Annotated in this window: 20 protein-coding genes; 5 read left to right on the top strand and 15 right to left on the bottom strand. The window is 40.9% G+C overall.

Going from position 1 to position 23,119, the window contains the following annotated elements; translation table 11 throughout:
• Window positions 1–72 precede the first annotated feature (72 nt).
• The 6 genes from FHX64_RS14115 to FHX64_RS14090 form a co-directional block, all read right to left on the bottom strand.
• Window positions 73–1,026 (bottom strand): transketolase family protein, encoded by a 954-nt coding sequence (locus FHX64_RS14115; RefSeq protein WP_183414474.1) that lies wholly within the window; start codon window positions 1,024–1,026, stop codon window positions 73–75.
• Window positions 1,023–1,871 (bottom strand): transketolase, encoded by an 849-nt coding sequence (locus tag FHX64_RS14110; RefSeq protein ID WP_183414473.1) that lies wholly within the window; start codon window positions 1,869–1,871, stop codon window positions 1,023–1,025. Before FHX64_RS14110 ends, FHX64_RS14115 begins: the two co-directional genes overlap by 4 nt.
• 323 nt (window positions 1,872–2,194) lie before the next feature.
• On the bottom strand, window positions 2,195–3,475 hold the full coding sequence (gene nhaD / locus FHX64_RS14105; RefSeq protein ID WP_183414472.1) for a sodium:proton antiporter NhaD: 1,281 nt from the start codon (window positions 3,473–3,475) through the stop codon (window positions 2,195–2,197).
• A 281-nt stretch (window positions 3,476–3,756) separates the two neighbouring features.
• Complete coding sequence (locus tag FHX64_RS14100; protein ID WP_183414471.1) at window positions 3,757–5,301, bottom strand: ammonium transporter; 1,545 nt, start codon at window positions 5,299–5,301, stop codon at window positions 3,757–3,759.
• A 33-nt stretch (window positions 5,302–5,334) separates the two neighbouring features.
• A complete protein-coding gene (locus tag FHX64_RS14095) occupies window positions 5,335–5,691 on the bottom strand; it encodes a P-II family nitrogen regulator (protein WP_183414470.1) in 357 nt (118 codons plus the stop codon).
• A gap of 91 nt (window positions 5,692–5,782) precedes the next feature.
• Entirely contained in the window at window positions 5,783–6,508 is a 726-nt protein-coding gene (locus FHX64_RS14090) for a TorF family putative porin (protein ID WP_183414469.1), read from the bottom strand.
• Window positions 6,509–7,201: 693 nt separating this feature from the next.
• Between FHX64_RS14090 and FHX64_RS14085 the strand changes: the two genes are divergently transcribed.
• Window positions 7,202–8,557 carry an FAD-dependent oxidoreductase gene (locus FHX64_RS14085; RefSeq protein ID WP_183414468.1) on the top strand — a complete coding sequence of 452 codons (1,356 nt, stop codon included), beginning with the start codon at window positions 7,202–7,204 and terminating at the stop codon, window positions 8,555–8,557.
• Between the two features lie 87 nt (window positions 8,558–8,644).
• Here FHX64_RS14085 and FHX64_RS14080 read toward each other — a convergent pair whose 3' ends face one another.
• The 3 genes from FHX64_RS14080 to FHX64_RS14070 all read right to left on the bottom strand — a co-directional run bounded on the left by FHX64_RS14080 (window position 8,645) and on the right by FHX64_RS14070 (window position 11,067).
• Window positions 8,645–9,340 carry a nucleotidyltransferase family protein gene (locus tag FHX64_RS14080; protein ID WP_183414467.1) on the bottom strand — a complete coding sequence of 232 codons (696 nt, stop codon included), beginning with the start codon at window positions 9,338–9,340 and terminating at the stop codon, window positions 8,645–8,647.
• Between the two features lie 2 nt (window positions 9,341–9,342).
• The gene (locus tag FHX64_RS14075) at window positions 9,343–9,915 is read right to left on the bottom strand and encodes a D-sedoheptulose-7-phosphate isomerase (protein ID WP_183414466.1); all 573 of its coding nucleotides are present in this window, start codon (window positions 9,913–9,915) and stop codon (window positions 9,343–9,345) included.
• 129 nt (window positions 9,916–10,044) lie between these two features.
• Window positions 10,045–11,067, bottom strand: coding sequence for a GHMP family kinase ATP-binding protein (locus FHX64_RS14070; protein ID WP_183414465.1), 1,023 nt, complete (start codon window positions 11,065–11,067; stop codon window positions 10,045–10,047).
• 309 nt (window positions 11,068–11,376) lie between these two features.
• Here FHX64_RS14070 and FHX64_RS14065 point away from each other — a divergent pair, with 309 nt between their 5' ends.
• Entirely contained in the window at window positions 11,377–13,830 is a 2,454-nt protein-coding gene (locus FHX64_RS14065) for a glycoside hydrolase family 31 protein (protein WP_183414464.1), read from the top strand.
• A gap of 371 nt (window positions 13,831–14,201) precedes the next feature.
• Here FHX64_RS14065 and FHX64_RS14060 read toward each other — a convergent pair whose 3' ends face one another.
• The 5 genes from FHX64_RS14060 to FHX64_RS14040 form a co-directional block, all read right to left on the bottom strand.
• Window positions 14,202–15,260 (bottom strand): YcxB family protein, encoded by a 1,059-nt coding sequence (locus tag FHX64_RS14060; protein WP_183414463.1) that lies wholly within the window; start codon window positions 15,258–15,260, stop codon window positions 14,202–14,204.
• A gap of 156 nt (window positions 15,261–15,416) precedes the next feature.
• Window positions 15,417–16,226: a mechanosensitive ion channel family protein gene (locus FHX64_RS14055; protein ID WP_183414462.1), complete on the bottom strand. Its 810-nt coding sequence runs from the start codon at window positions 16,224–16,226 to the stop codon at window positions 15,417–15,419.
• A 79-nt stretch (window positions 16,227–16,305) separates the two neighbouring features.
• Window positions 16,306–17,451: an AbiH family protein gene (locus FHX64_RS14050; protein WP_183414461.1), complete on the bottom strand. Its 1,146-nt coding sequence runs from the start codon at window positions 17,449–17,451 to the stop codon at window positions 16,306–16,308.
• A 518-nt stretch (window positions 17,452–17,969) separates the two neighbouring features.
• Window positions 17,970–18,431, bottom strand: a complete 462-nt coding sequence (gene tnpA, locus FHX64_RS14045; protein ID WP_183414556.1) for an IS200/IS605 family transposase — start codon at window positions 18,429–18,431, stop codon at window positions 17,970–17,972.
• Between the two features lie 477 nt (window positions 18,432–18,908).
• Window positions 18,909–19,727, bottom strand: coding sequence for a LuxR C-terminal-related transcriptional regulator (locus FHX64_RS14040; protein ID WP_183414460.1), 819 nt, complete (start codon window positions 19,725–19,727; stop codon window positions 18,909–18,911).
• Between the two features lie 281 nt (window positions 19,728–20,008).
• On the opposite strand from FHX64_RS14040, the gene FHX64_RS14365 reads away from it, so the two are divergent.
• The 3 genes from FHX64_RS14365 to FHX64_RS14025 all read left to right on the top strand — a co-directional run bounded on the left by FHX64_RS14365 (window position 20,009) and on the right by FHX64_RS14025 (window position 21,511).
• Window positions 20,009–21,028 carry a MutS-related protein gene (locus FHX64_RS14365; protein ID WP_183414459.1) on the top strand — a complete coding sequence of 340 codons (1,020 nt, stop codon included), beginning with the start codon at window positions 20,009–20,011 and terminating at the stop codon, window positions 21,026–21,028.
• Window positions 21,029–21,156: 128 nt separating this feature from the next.
• A complete protein-coding gene (locus FHX64_RS14030) occupies window positions 21,157–21,315 on the top strand; it encodes a hypothetical protein (RefSeq protein WP_183414458.1) in 159 nt (52 codons plus the stop codon).
• A 28-nt stretch (window positions 21,316–21,343) separates the two neighbouring features.
• Entirely contained in the window at window positions 21,344–21,511 is a 168-nt protein-coding gene (locus tag FHX64_RS14025; RefSeq protein ID WP_183414457.1) for a hypothetical protein, read from the top strand.
• A 294-nt stretch (window positions 21,512–21,805) separates the two neighbouring features.
• Here FHX64_RS14025 and FHX64_RS14020 read toward each other — a convergent pair whose 3' ends face one another.
• A complete protein-coding gene (locus FHX64_RS14020; protein WP_183412745.1) occupies window positions 21,806–23,020 on the bottom strand; it encodes an IS256 family transposase in 1,215 nt (404 codons plus the stop codon).
• Window positions 23,021–23,119 lie beyond the last annotated feature (99 nt).

The following is a 23,119-nucleotide window of genomic DNA, read 5'->3' as shown; positions in this document are numbered from 1 at the left end:
TATTATTAACGATACATTGCTTCTTGTCGGATAAGATAAAAATTTCTCCAAAGTTAATACTACCTGCTCTTTTTATTGACACATCTCCACAGCGGTTTTTACAATACCATCTGCATCAATATTATAATAATGAAAAATCTCCAGTGGTTTGGCATGAATAGCATATTCATCGGGAATTCCGAGAATTCGCATTGGGACTGGATGGCACTCTGCTACAATTTCAGCAACAGCGCCTCCTAAACCTCCGTTTACACTATGCTCTTCCACAGTGATAATACGCCCGGTTTCTTTTGCCGCTTTTTCTACAATATCTCTGTCAAAAGGCTTAAGAGTATGCATATCGATTACCCTGGCATTAATACCTTGTTCTTTCAGCCTCTGCCCTGCCTGCAAGCAGTGATAAACCATTTCACCGGTGCCAATGATGGTAAGATCGTTGCCATCTGCCAAAAGATTAGCTTTCCCTATTTTAAATTCTATATTCTCCGGATCGTAAATATTGGGAACAGCATTTCTCCCTACGCGGACATAGACAGGAAAAGGATAATCTATCAACTCCTGAACCAACTTACGGGTTTGATAAATATCACTTGGCAGCACAATATGCATGCCCGGGAAAGTTCTCAATGCGGCAATATCGTGCAAACTATGATGTGAAAATCCGAGTGCTCCATAACTTACGCCTCCACTAACTCCTAAGATTTTAACAGGATTAGCCGAATACGCTATATCGATTTTCACCTGTTCAAGGCTGCGGGCAACATAAAAGCAGGCAGGACCACACACAAAAGTTTTTTTCCCTGCCGAAGCCAATCCGGCGGCAACTCCAACCGCATTCTGTTCGGCAATCCCCATCTCTATGAACTGATTTGGAAGTTCTCTTGCAAAAACGTCCAGGGTTACCGAACCACGTGCGTCTGTTGTCACCGCCATGATGTCTTTATCTTTTTTTGCCAGTTCTACCAACGTGTCGGTGAACATTCTACGGCAAGGCACCGTGTTAGTATTATCTATCTTAATATTCATCCCCTCAAGTTGTTAATACGTTCTTCAATTTCAGCAATTGCCTCTTTATACTGCTCTTCGTTAGGTATGCCATGATGCCATTTAGCGACTTTTTCCATAAAAGTAATTCCACATCCCTTTGTTGTATGAGCAATAATCAACTTTGGTTTTGAATTGTTGTAATTTATGTTTGCAAAGGTGTTGATAATATCTTCCATATCATTCCCTTCCATATCAAACACTTCCCATCCGAAAGATTCCCACCGTTCACGCATAGGCTCAAGCGACATTACATCTTCGGTACTTCCGCTTATTTGCAATTGATTCCGATCAATAATTGCTACAAGATTATCAAGCTTATAATGGCTTGCCGACATGGCAGCTTCGTATATAGACCCTTCCCCTTGTTCTCCATCACCCATGAGAACATAGGTTTTATACCCTTTTTTATCCCGTTTTGCAGCAATGGACAAACCAACTCCGACAGACAATCCATGGCCTAAAGCTCCACTATTTAACTCTATGCCTGGAATTTTCTTTATTGGGTGACCGGCAAGCATGGAATTAAACTTCCCGTAAGTATTTAATAAAGCGTCATCAATAAAACCTGCTGCGGCCAACACTGAATAAAGAGCTTCTACACTATGACCTTTGCTTAATATGAAACGATCGCGATCGTCTTTTTGTGGATTCTTCGGATCTATATTCATGAAATGAAAATATAGCGCCGTTTCTATTTCTACGGATGAAAGGGAGCCTCCGATATGCCCCGATTTTGAAGCATAAATAATTTCAACCAGCCGCTTTCTGACCTTTTCAGACTGTAATTGAAGGTTTTGAATTACAGTCGTTGTTGCATTCAACATTACTTTTCCTATTTTCGTTTATCTTTGTTTGCAAAGGTAACAGAAAACATTCGAAAGTATAAAGAAGACGATATTAAATATTCAAAAAAACACAGTCGAAAAGTCCGAACACGAAAATTTAGATATATATACCTAATAAACAGATCTATATTTAATTTACTTCCAATATACCTAATTCTTATATCGAAAGAAAATTCAAAGAATAATCTCAATTAATTTTATCATTCAAAAAAGAATAGTTTGCTTCCAATAATTTAGTTATTGGGAAAATGAAAATGACGACAGGAACAGATAACATAAGACATATGCCTGAAAGCACAAGTTTAATAAAACAATTTCTCAATAAAGATATAGGTCAGTGATCCACCCAAATATCCTAGCAGTGCAAGCCAGCTTATTTTTTTCACATACCAGAAGAAATCTATTTTTTCCATTCCCATGGCAGCAACGCCTGCCGCTGATCCAATAATTAAAATACTTCCCCCGGTACCGGCACAAAATGCCAGAAATTCCCAGATGAAACTATCTGCGGGATATTGCACCAAATGATACATGCCTTGTGTTGCTGCCACCAACGGCACATTATCGATAACAGCCGATGACAAGCCGATGGACATAACAATAACACTAAGATTGCCAATGGCATTTGAAAGCCATAAAGCCATGGAACTTAAAATACCGGAAGTCTCCAATGCTGCTATTAGCATTAGAATACCCAAAAAGAATAAAATGCTTGGTATATCAATCTTATGCAGGGCATTCACAAGCGTCAGGTGTTTTTTTTCTTCGTGATCTGCGCCTTTATACATAATCTCTGTAACAACCCAAAGTATCCCCAACCCCAGTAGCATTCCCATAAACGGAGGCAACTCGGTATAAGTTTTAAATACCGGAACTAAAATCAAAATAAGCAACCCCAGAGAAAGAATAATCTTTTGTTTGTTTTTTGTAAGAATGCTTGATGCAGCAGATGCTTTTGCAGCCACCCGTTCTACTTTCCCTTTAAGCTGTAATGAAAGAAACAACAATGGAATTATCAGGCAAACCAAGCTCGGTAAAAAGAGTTTTTGCATAATATGAAAAGTTGATATCTGTCCGCCAATCCACAACATGGTGGTGGTTACGTCTCCTATTGGAGTCCATGCACCTCCGGCATTGGCAGCTATGACAACTATCCCGACAAACAACAACCGATCTTCCCGTGTCTTGATGAGTTTTCGTAATAAGGAAACCATTACAATTGTTGTCGTTAAATTATCCAGGATAGAAGACAGGAAAAATGTAAGAAATCCCACGATCCATATGAGTCGACGTTTATTGGTCTGCGAAATAAATTCAGTAATGATCTCAAACCCATTGTGAGCATCAATCAATTCTACGATAGTCATTGCGCCAAGTAAAAAAAATAGAATACTGGAAATATTCCCCAGATGCGATATCAGATCGTTATTCACCTGTAGCTTATCGGGAGAAAATAAAATGTAGGCCGTCCAACATAGGACACCGGCAATCAGCGCAGTTGCTGTTTTATTGATTTTAATCGTATTTTCGAATGCAATTATTGCATATCCCAGTCCAAAAATGGACAGTAACATGATTGTCATATGATCTGTCAGTTTAAGTAATCCTTATTTGTGTGCCGTAAATGTACGTTTTTTTCGGAAAGATTGACAATACTTGCGTGCTATTCATAACCGAAAATTGCCTTTACATAAGAGAAAAATATTCTCTAAAAAAGAACAGACTATCTCTTGCGAAACAGCCTGTTCCAAACAATAAAATTAAAAACACAATCGGTTAACAGTAGCTTGTAAGAACCAATATCGCCTTGGACAAAAAGAAACAATATATCGGTTCATTGAGCATCCTTATTACCGATTTATCGTTAATGCGATAATGGAGTTTCCGCGTTTTTATCCATCTTGATACCTGCATAACCTTCTGTTCCCATTTCGGGGACATCCAGCCCTTCAAGTTCATCTTTGGCATTTACCCTGAGTCCAACAATCACATCAATTAATTTAAATACGACCCAACCCATAGCTCCGATTACGATGAAATTAGTGATACCACCGATTACTTGGGCTACAAATTGACCTCCATCTCCGTAGAAAAGGCCGGTTACAGTCCCTTTTACTCCATTCCATCCGTCTCCATAAGTTCCATCTGCAAAGAGACCAAGGGCCAGGACTCCCCATAGACCATTGACACCATGTACCGATACAGCACCAACAGGGTCGTCAATTTTAAGTCTTTTCTCAATGAAAAATGCAGATTCTATTACTAAGACTCCAGATATCAAACCGATCAATGCAGCAGATTGTACCGTTACGAATGCACAAGGAGCAGTAATAGCTACCAAACCGGCCAGCATCCCGTTAATCATCATGGATGGATCCGGTTTTTTTGTTTTAAACCACCACATGTAAAGCATGGATGCTAAAGCACCAGTTGCAGAAGCAATCATGGTATTTACAGCAATAACACTGATTCTTAAATCACTACCTGCCAATGTTGATCCGGGATTGAACCCAAACCAGCCAAAAGCAAGAATAAAACAACCTATGACAGCCATAGGAATGTTATGTCCCGGAATGGCGTTAGGAGAGCCGTCTTTATTGTATTTCCCAAGACGGGGACCAATCATTTTTGCTCCAACCAAAGCTAAAACGCCACCTGTCATATGAACTACGGAAGATCCGGCAAAATCAACATCACCATGACCTAATCCAAAGTTAGCTCCAAGTTGAGAAAGCCATCCTCCACCCCATACCCAGTTTCCGAAGACAGGGTAAATAACTGCTCCTACGACAATGCCATAAATAGCAAATGCGGAGAATTTCCATCTTTCAGCCATTGAGCCGGTCGGAATAGTAGCAGTTGTATCCATAAATACCATTTCAAACAGGAACAATCCGAATACCCCTACATCATAGACACCATTTAGAAAAAATCCTTTGGTGCCGAACAAACCAAAAGTATGGCCGAATAGTGTAATGGTTACTTCGTTGGCCAAGCCTCCAAAACCACCTAGAGTTCCCAGGGATCCGACACCTCCAAACATGATTGCAAAACCACTGATAAAAAATCCCAACATACCTAAGGCATACACCATCATGTTCATCGACATGGTATGTGCAGCATTTTTTGCCCGTGTTAATCCTGTTTCAACCATGGCAAACCCGGCTTGCATAAACATAACCAGAAATCCTGTTATCAGTAACCATACCATATTGATGGCTATTTTGTTATGTCCTGCCTGGGTTGCAATTTCATCCAAGGTCGGGTGACCTGGATTTGCCGCTGTTACGTCACTTGCAGTTCCTGTTGTTACCCCACTTGGGTCGGGAGTTGTGCCTGCTGCATACACATAGCCGGTTGCAGATAGTGTTACTACCATTAGCAGCACTAATAATATATATTTTTTCATATTCGTAAACTCCTATGTTTATATGTTATATGATTACTCACCCTTGTTGTATAGAGAAGTATCTCCTTTTTCAGCGTTTCTGATGCGGTATGATTCAATTACTTCCGATACGAAGATCTTCCCGTCGCCGATTACTCCTGTCTGTGCTGACTTGAGAATAGCGTCGATTGTTTTCTGTAAATTGATATCACGTACAACAATGGTAAGTAGCTGCCTGGGAATAAAACTTGTGTCATAAACCGTCCCACGATATGAATATTCTCCTTTTGTTATTTCATTCCCAACGCCGGTTACATCCCAGTATGAGAAGAAATCAATACCTGCTTCGCGTAAAGCTTCCTTTACTTCTCCAAATTTGGAGGTGCGAATGATTGCTTCAATTTTTTTCATAAGTAGTTTATTTAGTAATGGAATAAAACTATTGCTCTGTTTTTTTATTGATCAAATGGCTGAGACAAAATGAGTGCCTCTTATGCTCTTATCAAATGGTAAATCCGGCTACGAAGAATGCTTTCCCCATCTGTGGATTACATCCGATAATTCCATAAACAGGCATTGAAAATGAATCGGTGATCTTTACCATCTTTGTAACCCGCAATCCAAGATTAATAACAGCAAAATTTGTATTGCCATATACCATCGGGCTGCTTACCAAAGAAGCTCCCATAAAGGCTTTTACCATAGAAGTAACCGGATAGTCCAATTCTACATATGAAGAATAGGCATTTTTCCCATTTACATTTTTATCATCACCAAAGAACATGGTATTGGCCGAAATGCTCAACGGGAATGATTCAACTCCTGCATAAGACAGCGTAGCTTCGTAAATATGATCTGTTCCATGTGATTGATAATTAAAATAGTTGCGGTTGTTATTCCAATTGTAATCTGTTACCGTGAAAGAAAAATCTTTCGACATAGCCAACGTGGCGGAAAGATCTACTTCTTTCACTTGTCCTGAGAAAGCGGTCGAGCCCCATGCTCCAATTGAGAATATCCCGTTTGTATAAGTAACGGAAGGCTGGATATTGGGTGAACCGCCTTTGCTTCCTTCCTGCGGGACGCCTCGCCATACATATGAACTGACGACATCCGCCCCTACTGAAAAACTACCGCCTTTAGTTGTTTGCGCTTGTACTGTCGAAGCCGGCAAAACAAACAACATGCCTCCAAAAATGGTGGCCAAAACTACATTCTTTGTTTTCATCTTCTTTGCTTTTTTAATTAAACACCTAAAATCCCTTTTTCTCACTCAATCATTTTCACATCGTCTCCGGAAACGGGCAAAAATGATCTCTTTTGTTAAAACTACATTTGTTGTCAGGGGAAATAAACTACACAAATTCTTTTTTGCCTTTCATATACTACAACCTTATCTTTTTTTACCTGAAATTGATTCTAAACTTTACGAAATAACTATTCTTTTTCTCCCCTCTATTGTTTTCAATTGGATGACGCGACAAAAATATGTATTATTTTTGAATACCCCATTATTTTTGATGTTAAAAATGAAAATAATGCATCATTTTGAATCAATACCCCCTTTTTTTAATGCCATAATGATAAAATATCATCGTTTTTCAAATAATACCCCCTATTTTGACATCTCCAGAACATCAACACAAATCTTTCTCTTTTACACTGGCAACATTGTAAAATTTATTCCATATTCATCCCTGAATTTCTCCAATAACATCCCCCTTCAATGCAGATATCTTAAAAAAGGACTATGACACAGGATATAATCAAAGAAAAACCGTATCTTTGATTCATAAAACAAAGGACAACAAATGTCTCATTTCCAACAATCAATCATTTTTTGAAGACAAGAGGAATGCTGACAAAAACGGATACGTTACAGAACAATGGCGCACTTATAAATAATTTAAACTCAACAAAAATGAAACAGACAGATGTTTTGATCATTGGTGGAAGTGCAGCAGGGATGGTTGCTGCTGTAACCGGAAAATTCAGCTGGCCGGAAAAAAAATTTACTTTGGTCAAGAAGCAAAAAGATGTGATGGTTCCCTGTGGTATTCCATACATTTTTGGGACACTGGACAAAAGCGAACAAAATATTATGCCGGTTGATCCTACGCTTGCAAAAAGCGGAGTTGAATCAATTGTAGGTGAAGTAACGAATATTGACATAAAAAACAAAGTCGCAACATTAGCTGATGGAGAAACAATTCAATATGTCAAGCTGGTTGTGGCTACAGGCTCAATGCCGGTAATGCCCCGTTGGTTGAAGGGGGGCGACAAGCAAAATGTGTTTGTTATTCCCAAAGACAAAGTCTATTTGGATGAGATGTTGCAAAAAATCCAGCAATGTAATAAAATCGTTGTGATTGGTGCGGGTTTCATCGGAGTTGAATTCTCGGACGAGCTGAGTAAGCGCGGGAAGGAAGTAACATTGGTGGAAAAATTGCCTCATATTTTAGGAATGGCATTTGACGTGGAGCTTTCAGACAAGATTCAGTCATTGCTGACAGCAAGAGGCGTGAATGTTATTGCAGGAAATGGCATTCTTGAAGTTCTAGGGGATGATCATGTCGAAGGAGTGAAACTGGAAAACGGGGAAACTATTGCAGCCGATGCTGTAATCCTCTCCATGGGTTATCGTCCGAACACGGAGCTCGCTAAAAAATCAGGGATATTTATCGATGAAGATAATTTCATTGCTGTTGACGAATATATGCGTACACACGAACCGGATGTATTTGCGATCGGCGACTGTGCACAGAAACGTGATTTTATCACCCGGAAACGTGTCTCTACCATGTTAGCCTCAACTGCATGTGCTGAAGCCCGCATTGCAGGAATGAATTTATTTAATCTCCATGTGGTTAAAACATTTAGCGGAACCATAGCCATCTACTCAACCGCTATCGGAGAGACCGGGTTTGGAACTGCCGGGGTAACAGAAGCCCGCGCCCGTGAAGAAGGCATCGAAACACTTACAGGATTGTTTGAAGGTATCGACCGTCACCCGGGTAATTTACCTGACACTCACAAACAGACGGTCAAGTTGATCTCGGCTGCTCAGTCCGGAGTGATTATCGGTGGAGAAGTCATTGGAGGACTCAGTGCAGGTGAGCTGACCAATGTCATTGGGTTGATTGTTGAAAATAAAATGACCGTCAATTCATTGCTGACTTCACAAATCGGAACTCATCCTTGCCTGACGGCTTCTCCGGCTGCCTATCCATTGATGAAGGCTGCAGAAATTATAGCCGGAAAGATGCGCAACAGTTGACATTTCAAGACTACCTTATTATAATAATGTACCGCCCGCAGATCTTATCAGAAACTGCGGGCGGCTTTTTTATGATATAGGAGTTGTTTACAAACTGAATTGTTCCCGGAAATCTATCTGGGCTCTTTTATAGTCTTCAGGGATACCGATGTCAATAAAATAGGCATCTTCCACATATCCGCCTATCGTATTCCGGGCAGCTTCAACCTCCAGATACTCCTTTTCAAAAGAGAACTTCCTGGGAAAATCAGCCAGGATATCCCGCTCTAGCAGGTACACTCCCCCATTGATCAATCCTTCACGGCAAAAGCGCTTCTCCTGAAAGGCTGTGATGTGTCCCTTCTCGAAGGTGACACTCCCGTATCGATCAAAATCCTGCATCGGTTTCAAGGCTAATGTTGCCTTATTGTCTCCTTGCCTGTGTTGATGCAACATCTGTTCCAGCCCTACCCGGAACAGGGTATCGCCGTTGACCACATACACCTGATCTGCCCTAGTCTCCTGCAATGCGAGTCTTATCCCTCCCCCGGTTCCCAATGGTTCTTGTTCTACTACAGTTGTAATCTTCAGTTCCCCGTTATAGCTGGCCAACCATTCTTCTACCTTCTCGTGTTTGTATCCCAGGGAGAGAACGGCATGTTGTATGTGTTCTTGTTCCAGATAGGCCAGCAGATATTCCAAAAAGGGACGCCCATTGACAGGAGCCAGGCATTTGGGGCGGTCGTTCACCACGCTTTGCAAGCGGGTACCAAATCCTCCGGCTAAGATGATGCATTCTCTCATAGTTAAAACAGCATTTCTTCTACCAGTTGACAAATGATATGCCCTATCGTGATATGGGCTTCCTGGATACGGGGAGTGTCATTGCTCGGCACTTCAATCCATATATCGGACAATGATTGCATCTTGCCCCCTCCTTTGCCGGTCATCCCTATGGTGGTAACTTTTCTTGCCCGGCATACTTCGAAAGCGCGTACGATATTTGTGGAGTTCCCCGAAGTGGAGAGGCCAACGAGGACATCGTGCGGCGAGAATGAGCTTGCCAGACGGGCATAGACTTCTTCGTACCCGTAGTCATTGCCTACTGCCGTCAGGTAGGAACTGTTGGTATGTAAAGCTTCCGAGGGGAGTACGGCTCGGTCTTTATAAAACTTGCCCGAAAACTCTGCCGCCAGATGTTGCGCATCGGCTGCGCTGCCTCCGTTCCCGCAGAAATAGACGCGCCCTCCATTGCGGAAACTGTGGGCAATGGTTTCGGCTGCTTTCCGTATGGTTTCAACCTGTTGCTGGTCCCGGGCGATGGTTTGTTTTACTTCTGCCGATGCAAGAAGGATGGTTTGTATCTGGTTATTTTCCATAATATGAGGATAATTGTAATTGGCCAAAGGTCGAAAGTCTAATGTTCTTTAACCTTTAACCATTGACCGCTGTATGCTGATTTTCATTATCCATTGTCAACTGTCCATTGTCAATTGAATGCGTCTCCCTTACATGCTCCATGTGTACAACCCTTCTTCCACAAACGAATAGAGGAACAAGCGACCTTCGAACTGGCTGAGGGCTTTGGCCACGGCATATTGTACATTGTCTGGACAATAAAACATCATGAAGCCTCCGCCTCCCGCTCCCGAGATTTTGCCACCCAGCGCCCCGGCTTTTTTTGCTTCTTCATAAATCGTATCCATTTTCGGGGTACTGATGCCCTGTGCCATCTCCCTTTTATGGCTGTAACCATCGTCAAGGATATAGCCGATATCATGCAACCTGCCCGTTAGCAGTGCATTCTTCATATCGGTGGCTTGTTGTTTCAGCCGGTGCATGGCTTCCAGGGAGGCGGCATTCTGGTTACGTACGTTTTTCTGTTGCTCTTTTATTATCTGGGATGAGTCCCGGCTTTGGTCCGTATAGTAAAGCAACAGGTTGTGTTCCAGTTCACGAAGGTATTTCTGACCAATCCGAAGGGGGTTGACGATGACTTTGTCATCGGCGAAGAACTCCATGTAGTTAACTCCTCCGAAGGTAGCGGCGTATTGGTCTTGTTTCCCTCCTGCCATCCCCAGGTCAATGCGTTCGATCTCGTATGCGTAACGGGCTATTTCGTAACTTCCCAACGGCAGTTTCAACCATTCCACAAATGCCCCGATGATGGCAACGGCCAGTGTCGAAGAGGTACCGAGACCTGAGCCTGCCGGTGCATCCACAAAGGTGGTCAGGCGAAAGCCGTGCGGCGTCTTCAGGTAATCCTGCCGGATGCGCTTGTAAATCCCCTTATGTAAAGGTAACAATCCGTCGATCTCTATCGCTTCTTCCAACCCTATCTCTACCCGTTCATTCCTGTCCCATGCCTGCAAAATGACCTTGGGTTGACGTATGGGCTCGATTGTGGCATGCGCATACAAGGATATCGTGGCGTTGAGTATCGTTCCTCCGTATAAATCGGAAAAGGGACTTACATCTGTTCCCCCGCCTGCCAGGCCTAGTCGCAAGGGAGCTTTTGAACGGTGTAACATTTTGTATTACGTTTAATTTTTCGTGCAAATATACCCGTAAAATTTGAAATCACACGGGAATTTTATGGATAACCGGATGATAAATCAAGATTATAGAAACCTATTGAGAGAGAAGAAATAAACAAATTGTCACATGAAAACGTTTGCAAACAGAGCTTCGTTATTTCACAAAAGCGATTCCGTTGTTTTTGGGTGATAAGTTGTACATTTGACAACGCATCTGAATGAATTCAGATAGCGGATTGCAATGATTAAGATAGAACCAACCGGTTTGTAATATCCACAAATTTCAACTCAATATTTTTACCTATGAAACGCTACTATTTACTTTGGATTTTGTTAGGGATTCTGTATCCGAATATGAAAGGGCAGGTACCGGCTAACAGTCCGCTGGGGAATGTGAAAAAGATCGAAGTATCGCATTCCACCTACACCTTTCTGACCACAAACGGCAGGGCACAAGTGACAGTTTATTCTCCGGGTGTCATCCGTATCCGGGTTGCACACCAGGCTTTTGCCCCGGACTTCAGTTATGCCGTTGAAGTGAAGCCCGAAGCCTGCCACGTTCAGGTGACAGACGCCAAAGGGCTCTACACCATTTCAACCGACTCGGTTACATTGCGTATTACCAAAGATCCGCTACGATTCACCTTCCTGACAAAAACAGGAGAAGTGATCAATGCCGATGATCCGGCTTTCGGCACTTCATGGCTCGGAGAAGAAGTCACCACATACAAGACCCTGCAACCGGGAGAACGTTTCATCGGGATGGGAGAACACGGAGGAAACCTCGATCGTGCAGGGACAGCCTGCGTGAATTACAACACGGATAATCCCGAATACGATGATGCCAGCGACAGGATGTACTCCACCATTCCTTTTTATATGGGATTGCACGATCACCTGGCCTATGGCATCTTTATGGACAACTCATCGCGCAGCCTCTTCAGTTTTGGCGCCGGTAGCAATCGTTTTGACTACTTCAGGGCCAGTTGCGGGGAGATGAATTACTATTTTATTTATCATTCTACCGTAAAAGGGATCATCGGTTCCTACACCTGGCTTACGGGACGCACTCCTATTCCTCCCATCTGGTCCTTAGGGTACCAGCAATGCCGCTGGTGTTATTTCCCTGAAGCCGACCTGCTCTCAACGGCTGCCAAGTTCAGGGAACGGCATATCCCCATTGACATGATCTATCTGGACATCAATTATATGGATCATTATAAGATTTTCACCTGGGATCCGAACCGTTTCCCCGATCCGAAAGCCATGACGGGAAAATTGCAGAAGATGGGGATGCATCTGGCCGTGATCATCGATCCGGGGGTCAAGATTGCCAAGAACTATCCTGTTTACCAGCAGGGAGTGGATTCGTCCCTGTTTATCAAATACCCCGATGGAACCAATTATGCAGGACAGGTATGGCCGGGATGGTGTAACTTCCCTGATTTCACCATGCCAAAGACGCGTGCATGGTGGGGCAGATGGGTGAAGACCTATGCCGACGAAGGAGTAACCGGATTCTGGAACGACATGAACGAAATAGCGGTCTGGGGAAAGGAAGTGCCCGACTTGCTTAACCTGAACTGGGATGGATTACACACTACTTACCGGCAGGCAAAGAATGTATATGGATTCCAGATGGCACGAAGCACCTATGAAGGAGCAAAGAAATACATGGATGGCAAGCGTCCCTTTGTACTGAGCCGTTCAGGTTATTCGGGATTACAACGTTATACAGCGATCTGGACAGGAGACAACCAGGCCAAGGAAGACCATATGTTGTTGGGTGTCCGCCTCATCAACAGCCTGGGTTTATCAGGTGTTACTTTTGCAGGAATGGATGTGGGCGGATTCAGCGGCAATCCTACCCAGAGCCTCTACACCCGCTGGATGGAGATCGGGGCTTTCCTTCCGATGTACAGGGCTCATACCACGATCAACTCCAACCGGGAAGAACCCTGGGATTTCGGGGAGACATGTGAAGATATTGCCCGCCGTTATATCGGGTTCCGTTATCAGTTGCTCCCTTATATTTATGCTGGCTTTTATGAATCGTCACAGGACGGGATGCCGCTTAACCGGTCACTGGCCATTAACTATACGAACGATTCTACCATTTATGATCCCGAATTCCAGCAGGAATATCTTTTCGGGCCTTCCATCCTGGTGGCTCCCGTAAAAGGGACGGAATCCCTTTGCAGGGTCTATCTGCCGGAAGGGAACTGGTATGACCTTTTCAATGATAAACCTTATGCCGGCAAGCAAGTGATTGTGGCAAACTCGGAACTGAACCGTTTGCCGTTGTACGTGAAGGCAGGGAGCATCATTCCGATGCAGAAGCTGGTAGAATCGACAGCCGACAACAGTGGCGATACCCTGTTTATCAACCTCTATGAGGGACAACAACCGAATCAATACCGTTATTACGAGGATGACGGGACAACGTACAAATATGAATCGGGACATTATTACAAACGGTTGATCAGCTACGACCCACAACAGGCAATGCTTACCTTTGGCAAGAAGGAAGGGAGTTTTACCTCAAGGTTTCATGTCATCACATTGGTGCTGCATGGCTTCACACCGGAAGAGGTACAACATCTGACGGTCAACGGCGCTGCAAAAACAGTCACGCCGGAAGAGATACGCTTCTTTACAAGTCATTTTGCTTTTGCCGACTATGGGCCATTTGACACAAAGCATGTATTGAGCGTCTCCTTCCCTGACAATGACAACGAAATGCAGGTGCATTGGTAGGAATCAAACGACTGATTCAATTGACAATGGACAGTTGACAATGAAAATCTGGAAGTTAGAGAAGATAACAATCCAGTAGATAGTAGGTGGTAGATGGGAGTATAGTAGAAATCTGATAATCTGAAATCAAGGAAGTTAGAACCTTCAATCCTTGTTTAATTTGCCTCCGGCTTTTATATTTATATGTTGCAGACCTCAAAGGTTTTGAAAACCTTTGAGGTCTCTACGTCAAAAACATCATTCTCAAGTGTTGTCCCCAAAGTGAATAACTGAATAATAGAATGACTGATAAAACAGCACGAAGTTAAATCTCTTGCTCCACGTTAAAGGATTCGCGTAGAAGGAGGGGTGCTAAACAGGGTTTTTATTTATCATTTGTTTACTGTATCCGGATTCAACGCATATCTTATCAATCCAATTTTACTGACTACTTTGTCTGACACTTGAGGATATATGTCGTCTTTCGTATATGGAATTCCATCCTCACCTTTAGAAAATAATCTATACTTATCACCTACTTTTAAATAATAAAATAAACTATTTTTCCCTCTTTGATTTGCTTGAACCGGATCAAATATAAAATCATTACTATTATCTTTTGTGAGTTGTTGTAAACTGTCTGGATATTGCCCATTTTCTAACTTATAAAACTCTATATCTTTTACTAAGTCATTAAGTTCCGTTTGGGATAATGCTCGTAATTCATTTTTAAAAGAATGCTTGTTAGTATAGAAAAGTGTCGAATAAATAATAATCGTAAATGCGATTCCAAATACGCCAATCAGTGTAAACCATTTGTCTTTAAATCTTGTTACTCCCAAAATAATGAATACCAGACCTATAAATGCGCCGATCAATGGAATTAAACAAATAAGACCTAATAAATATGGTGGTTTTTTGTCTGCTGTTGCAAATAAAGGCTTAATTGTCCCTCTTGGTTTAATGACTTTGCTTTGAATGATTCCAAGAAAATTTATAGCTTCGGCATTGGATGGAAATGCTTTTTGCGGAATTAAATAGAATTTCTTATCGGCAAGTATAAGTGCAAGAAACTCATCATTAAATTCAAAAGAAACAATACTTTCCCATCTCCAGATGCCGCTTATTGTGTCAGTTTCACAATATATACCCTCATCGGTTATGCTTAGTTTCCTTTTCTCTAAATACCAAGGGTCTTTCAATATTGCTTTATTTAGATTATGTATTGAGATTAAATACGGCACGACATAAAAACTGCCAACAAAGAGAAGTGCAGAAATAATTACACCATCAATAAACGTTGTCAAGGCAAAAGGTTGTCCAGCAACAATATAGCCAATAGATAAAGGTATTAGGATTAAAATAAAAATGTTTTTCCGAAGTGCATTCTTGTAATAAAATACATAAAAACTTTTGTAGTCTTTTTCTGTATTTTGAAATTCAATGTCCATTGTTCTGTCTGTTTAGAGCTAACTTTCCCCTCATAATTGGGTTTTCTTGTTGTCCAGCTCAAGTTTGAATATTAAAGTGTTTTATAACGGCTAATCATTGTAGTGAATTTCTTACTATCCGGCTTCCTCCACATATAAGGATTCGCGCGGGCGGAGTTATGATTTAATATGTATGTCGCGTTGTGGGAAGGGGATGTTGATGCCCCGTTCTTTCAGTGCATGAAATATTTCAACGCGGATTTCGCTCTTGATGTTTTCGACCCGAAAGAGTTCTTCGGTATAGAAATAAACCGAAAACAGCAGGGATGAATCGCCATAATCTTCAAAACGGACAAATGGCTCGGGATTTTTAAGCACTTTCTCATGACGGGCTGCTATTTCTTTTAACAGTTGCATCAAAAGGGGGACATCCGTGGAATAATCCACCCCAATGGAGATACTGAATCTGGAAGAAATCTTACCGTGCGTCCAGTTTATAATTCGATTGCCCGTCAGTGTCGAATTAGGCAAAATAACATAGTTTTCATCCCTTCCAATGACAGTCGTAGTTCTGAAATTGATTTCCTGAACTTTATAAATAATGCCATTCACCTCTATGACATCGTCCACTTTGAGTGTACCATCCAATAAAAGAATAATGCCTGAAATAAAATCGTTGAACAGGTTTTGCAATCCAAAGCCCAGGCCAACCATAAGGGCAGCAGATCCTGCCAGTAAAACCGAGAGTTTAAATCCTAAAATGCGTACCCCGACAATAAATGCCAAAACGAGAAGGATATACCGGGTTAATTTGTTGATGGCGAACTTTTTGGCTGTGTCTAATGATTTCGATCGGTAGATGATACGTTTAAGAATAATAATAAGAATAAAGATAGCAACCAAGAATAGCAGCAAGCTGATCAGCTTAAAAACATCAAGCGTGTAACCATCCAATTCAAAAAGCTTATATCCAAGAAAATCTTTCATATGTTTATAATTTGGTTCAATAACCCCCTGTTATTTGATCTAAGTATTCCCCACGCTATTCCATGGTCAGCATCAGGATTTATAGAATGGTAGTGCTAAAGGGAGAACAATAAATTTTACTCACTACTTTATCTCTCATCACTGATTTATTGGAAAAATGGCGTGAAATATTTTGAATGATATCAATATAGTTATCTTCATGCGTCTTTTCCCCGGTTGAATCATTTTTCTTAATAATTTCATGATAGTATGGTTTGATCGAAATGCATTTTGGATGATTAAATAATGTGCTTAATAAGGTTCTGTCTGCATTTCCACACGAATGTCCTAAAATGACAACTTGATAATAATCCATATTCATAAAACCAAGAAGACGTTTGTAATTGTCTGTATGAAAATATCTTATTGATTTTATATTTTCCAAATATTCATTGTCATTCAGCTTTTCAATTTCTGAATAGTCAGAATCCATTTCATCTCCATATCCGAATATCATGGGATTCTTAGAGTCATTAACTTTGCCATGTATATGAATTACATCCGAATCATCAGGAAGATAACAAGTCTCCAATGGTGTATAATTGAAGTTTAAAATAACTGTTGATTCTGGCGCTTTTTCTTTATCTATTTTGTCGGTTTGAAATTCCGTATTCAACGCAAAATCATGATCTCCAAAATCTGACTTTATGATCTTGTCTATTGTTGTATCTTTTTTTATTTTGGTTCGCAACAAACTACCCAGATATTCATTCAAAGCTTGTTTTATCTGCTTAAAATCTTCATTTAATTGAGTTACGCCACCAGGATATTTATAAGCTTGGTCGCCATTTTCTATAACAGGATATTTCAGAAATTTATAATATTCTTCTTCTATATCTACCCAATTCTCTAATTTCCCAATTTTATTCGTCAAATGATTAAAGAATCGGTTTTTTATTTTGTATTCGATTTGAAAACTTGTCTCATAATCTTTAATCCATTTCTGAAATGACACATAATCTTTGATAGATATATTGTCGAAAGAATTACTCCTTAATTGATTAGCGCATAATATGTCTCCAGAAATACCCTTTATAGTAAAAGTGAAGAATTGATCATCATATCGACAGTTTATTAAAAGTTTATCAATGATTTTTTTCCACATATTGTCAATGAATTGAGAATATGAGGTATGAAGACCATGGGCAAGATCAAATCCATTTCCAATTAAAACTAATCTATTCATGATTAAATGGCGTGTATAGTTATTAGCAATATAAACTTAAAACTTTTTTCTCCCTCCTCACTTCCTCCATCAAATATATCATCAAATACTGCGTTGTGTGACGGGATTTTTGGAATCCCGTTGCAACTGTATTATTACGATTTTTAATCCGCTTACTTTCAAAGGTTCAAACCAGCGCCACCTTTTATTCATTTAATCATTGACAGATCCAAATGAACAGGGTATCTATCAATAAATCCATCTCGAAGGAATTCCCATCATGGAGGATGCGCATGAACGTGAATATCCTACGGGTATTATATCCGTTTATTCATCGTTCTTCTATTGATATGAATGCCCTACGGGCAAAGACATGTTGCATGTTTACGATCTTTTGCCATGCCCTTCGGGCAAAAGGCTTGCTATGTACTCACAAGCATCGAAACATCCCAAATTCGCTACACATTTAGTCCGTTAGGACTTACATATCAATAGATGAATGTCGTAACAACACCCATCTACCCCGGAGGGATTGCACATTATTCTATCTGTCTGAAAACATATCGTTCATCAAGTTCAATCTCAAAGAGTCGTTGAAATTCGAGATACTCTTCCATGAATGTCTGCTTTTTGTGATGTTGCTCCTGCCTTTCAATATAATTTGCCACATCATGAATCTGAGATTTCCCATAACTAAATGCGCCATATCCCTCTTGCCAAGCAAATTTTCCCATCACAAAGCGATTTTCGTTGATCCATAACGAAGAACTCCGCTTGACATCCGCCATCAAATCGGACGGCGATTGTTTGGGCGACATGCTTACCAGCACATGAACGTGATCGGGCATTCCACCCATAGCAAGTAGCTTGTGTTCTTTGTTTGCTATTGTACCCGACATATATTTATACAAATCGTCACGCCAGCGATTTTGTATCAGACCCAGCCGGTTTTGAACGGCAAAGACGTAATGAATGTAGATTTGGGTGTATGTGTTTGCCATAATAAATGTTTGTTGAATGTTGTGAATGCCCATACGGGCATTATATCTATTTATTGCATCGTTCTTCTATTGATATGAATGCCCTACGGGCAAAGACATGTTGCATGTTTACGATCTTTTGCCATGCCCTTCGGGCAAAAGGTTTGCTATGTACTCACAAGCATCGAAACATCCCACATCTGCCGCACATTTAGTCCGTCAGGACTTGCATATCAATAGAAATATGCTCCACGCAAAACCAACCATACCCCGGAGGGGTTGCATGTGATTATATTGCTCTATCGTATGGCATGGGGAGCCAGCCAAATATTCGCGTTTCTTTTTCGCATTAGCGGCCAGTGTGGTGCGGGCTTTGGCGGAGGTCTGCACGTTGGCTACTCCTGTCGTGGCTGTATTATTAGGATTTTTAATCCACTTACTTTCAAAGATTCAAACCAGCGCCACCTTTTATTCATTTTTTCAATCAACACCCCTCCATCAGGTAGCAAAGCCATACATAAAAAGAGATATGATGAATTGTGCCACTAGCTTCATGATACCTGCCAGTCCGAGATAATGATTCACCTGGTCGATGGTCTGTAGTCCAAGTTCCCGCATCGCCAACCGCCGGTAATTGTACACCGTGGTGACAGATAAAGACAACTCTTTGGCAATCTGCTCCACTGTCAGCCCCTCCCTGGTTAATATCAGCACCTCTAACACGCGCTTTGAGATTATCTTTTTTTTGAAAGCTGACATCCAACCCTTCATAAGCGATTCCATCCTCAGTGTTTTCTTGTCCAACAACCATGCGCTTATGGGATGCTTATCGGTTTTATAACGCATACATCCGAACTGAAGATAGACCAACCAGAGCTTCCCCTCCCTGTCGTATGTAAGAGGCGACATGTTGCGGTGTATGCGGATATAGTCACCCGAAGCCGTCCGTATTCTGAAATCGCAGTTCATGCAGTAGTGATGGCGCTTATCCGCAGCAATTTCATGAAAACGGTCATAAGCCTGTATGTCTGCCTCCTGCAGTTTTGTTACATCATCGGGATGCACCAGGTCATAGAAGGACACATTCGATTCATAGCCTGCCTTAACGGGAAAAGGATGGCCCAGAAGTTTCTGAAACTGAGGATCGATATGCCTGTAGTTGCCCCGGTGCAAGTCAAAGATGGCTGTCATACAGTTTACCGATTCCAAAATAGTCAGTGTTAGGACATCCTGCAGGATCAGCGCATAATCGGATTCCTTTACCTTGCAAACATGGTTGCTGATCATAGCTGCGTGCTCTTCCCGAATGGTTGGCATAGTTAATTAGATGTAATGTAAATCATTATTAGAAATATCAAAGTTACGATATAGTTTTAACATCACAATAACAGACTACAATTTAAACGCACAAAAAGTTTATATAAGAATGTTTTTATATATATGTTGCTGTTGTTCCAAAATCTTAATAATGGGGATATACACTTATGAAATAAGAATATAGCAAGTCCATTATATGTTATGATCTCCATTTTAACTGCCATAAAAATTGATCAAAATTGATCTTATTTTTTTTCATTCCGGTAAAGTAACTTTGCCACGTGCCAAAGATCATTGAAATGTTTGGAGAAAGAATCATTTATTTCTATTTACACAGTTTTTTGGACGGTATCTTGTTCCGTTTTGATGTCAAGCTGGATGCCGACCTATCCGTTGTGTTTTTTATTATCAGCGAATTGATCCGCTGTTTTTTCCTGCTTGAGCCAAATACGTTGCTGGATGTGATGAAACTTTTCAACCGGCAACACCGTGAAATAGAACAGGTATACCGGTTTGTCGGAGATGTTGACATGCTCTGTTCCATTGCCTCTTTGTGGGCAGGATTGCCCTATTATTGCCATCCGTCACCGGCAGAACCCAAATGCATTGAAGCCGTCGATATGTACCATCCGTTGATCGAAGCGTGCATCTCCAACAATTTTTCCAACCGGAGAAAGTCCGTTATCCTTACCGGCTCGAACATGTCGGGAAAAACGGCTTTTATCCGGACGGTAGCCATCAATGTACTGACGGCACAAACCATTCATACCTGTTTTGCTAAAAACTTTCATCTGACACCCATGCAGATCTTTTCCTCTATTCAAATCAGCGACGACCTGATGAATGCCCGGAGCTACTATCTGCAGGAGGTATTGACTGTGAAAGAGATGATCGAAGCAACCGAAAAACTTGCCTCATCTCTTTTCCTGCTGGACGAACTATTTAAGGGAACCAATACAACGGAACGGATTGCGGCAGGTAAAGCTGTGCTTTCTGCGCTGAATACAGGGAACAACCTGGTATTGATTGCCACGCATGACCTTGAACTGGCAGAGCTGCTGCAAAATGAATACGATCTTTATCATTTTAGCGAGCAAATCAATGGGGCAGAGCTTGCATTCGATTATAAACTGAAAAAAGGCGTTATGACCCAACGAAACGCCATTCGTATCCTGGAGCTCTACCATTATCCGCCCGAAACTGTTGCCGAAGCTTATGAGACAACAGTTACATTGGGGAAAGGACAAAGAAACATGGATAAGAACAAGGTGGTTTTTGCTGATGAAAACAAAGAAAGTTAAATCTTTGCTCACTCCACTTTTATTAGAGTGCAGGCCTTTACTTTCGCTCTACAATAAGTTGCAACGCATTGTAGGCAGAAGCTGAAAAGCCTGAAAAAGAGTAAGCAAGAAATATAATTTTTATAACTATGAAAAGTTTTGATTTAAACGCCTGTGGCGTAAGCGAACTGAATGAAATGGAAATGAAAAGTTTTGAAGGAGGGTTTTTGCAAGAAATTAAAACCGCAATTGTAAACGGGTTTGATTATGTAGAAGGATTTTGTAATGGCATTTTTGGAATAAAGTAAGTTCTCTAACAAATAAACATGTGTACTTATGAAAACATTTGAAAATATAGGCATGCCTGAATTGACTCATCAAGAATTGTTTGATGTTAATGGTGGCAGCGTAGCGACCTATGCTGCAGGATACAGTGCCGGAGCAACAGTTCGTCAATGGATTGATAACGTCTGGTTTTTTAGGGCGATAGTAGAATTGTTCTAACTCTATGAATATGTAAAGTGATTGTGTTCGTTGTAATTACTTGGCTTTTAATTGATCTATTTTCGGTAGCGTAAAATAAACTGTGTCAGTTTCAATTCTTATCAAATTTCAGATACTCAATTAATCCGATTTTTTATAATGGATAATGAAGATCCTGAGTTTTGTTGGGCAAAAACGGTTAGGGGTCGACCCCCTAATCGTTTTTTATTACAATGGCACAAAGTTTCACCATCGTTTTGTTGGGTGGAAGCAAAACTAAGAAAAATGCCTGGATATTTATTTGATGTTGTGATTTTATTCAAATAAATTAAACCTTTCAGGAAATTTAATCGCCAGTTGTTGTGCAGTTAACCCCCAGTTTGACAGAGGCATAGTCCATTTTTTCCGGATATTGCGATAGGCCAAATACACCAATTTTTCCAATGCTGTATCATTGGTAAAAACACCTTTGTTTTTGGTAACTTTCCTTATCTGACGGTGATAGCCTTCTACGGTATTGGTGGTATATATGATTCTTCGGATAGCATCAGAAAACTCAAAATAAGCGGTTAGTTTTTCCCAATTATCACGCCATGATTTAATGACAATTGGATAATCCTTTCCCCACTTTGAATCAAGATTATCGAGTTCGATTGCTGCCTGCTCTTTGCTTACTGCTTGATAAACAAGCTTCAAATCTTTCATGAACGTTTTCTGATTTTTACTTGCAACATATTTAATTGAATTGCGGATTTGATGCACCACACAAGTTTGAACTACTGTGTGTGGAAATACGCTTTTTATAGCATCTGAAAAGCCACTAAGATTGTCCGTAGAGGCTATTAGAATGTCATTTACTCCTCTTGATTGAAGATCGGTGAGCACCGATAACCAAAAGTTAGCTCCTTCGCTTTTGGAAATATACATGCCAAGCAAATCTTTGTAACCGTTACGGTCAACACCCAATACGTTGTATATGGCTCGTGTTACAGGGCGATTCTTTTCGTCCATCACTTTGTAGTGAATGGCATCCATCCAAACAATTGGATAAACACTATCCAATGACCTGCTACGCCAGGACTGAATCTCTGGCAGAACCCGGTCTGTTATGGAACTGATTGTGTCAGCAGAAACCCTGTTTCCAAGGTTTTCCTCCATCCAATCGCTTATTTCCCGAGTACTGTTCCCCAAGGCATAAAGACCAATTATACGGTCTGCAACACCTTCTGCAAGTATTGTTTCACGTTTCTTTATAAACTCAGGTTCAAAACTGGAATGGCGGTCACGGGGTGTATGAACGGTGACTTCACCCAATTGGGTTTGAACTTGTTTGGACATACGTCCATTGCGCCGATTGCCTAAACTACGCTCATCTTCATCTAAATGAGCATCCATTTCTCCCTCTAAAGCTGCATTTAGAATATTTTCTAACAAGGGCGCAAAGGCACCATCTTTGCCTAAAAGGGGTTTGCCAGATTTTATCTGTTCTAAAACTTTGGCTTGAAAAGCCTTGTAATCAAATTCTTCCATAAAAATAAACTGTATTGTAAAGTTATAAAATTATTTTATTCTTTACTGACACAGTTTAATTTACAGTCTCCTATTTTCGCTATTCAATAGGGGAATGGA

Source organism: Microbacter margulisiae, assembly GCF_014192515.1.
GTDB lineage: Bacteria > Bacteroidota > Bacteroidia > Bacteroidales > Paludibacteraceae > Microbacter > Microbacter margulisiae.
Note: the sequence above shows the minus strand (reverse complement) of the source record. Positions and strands in the feature narration are given on the sequence as shown.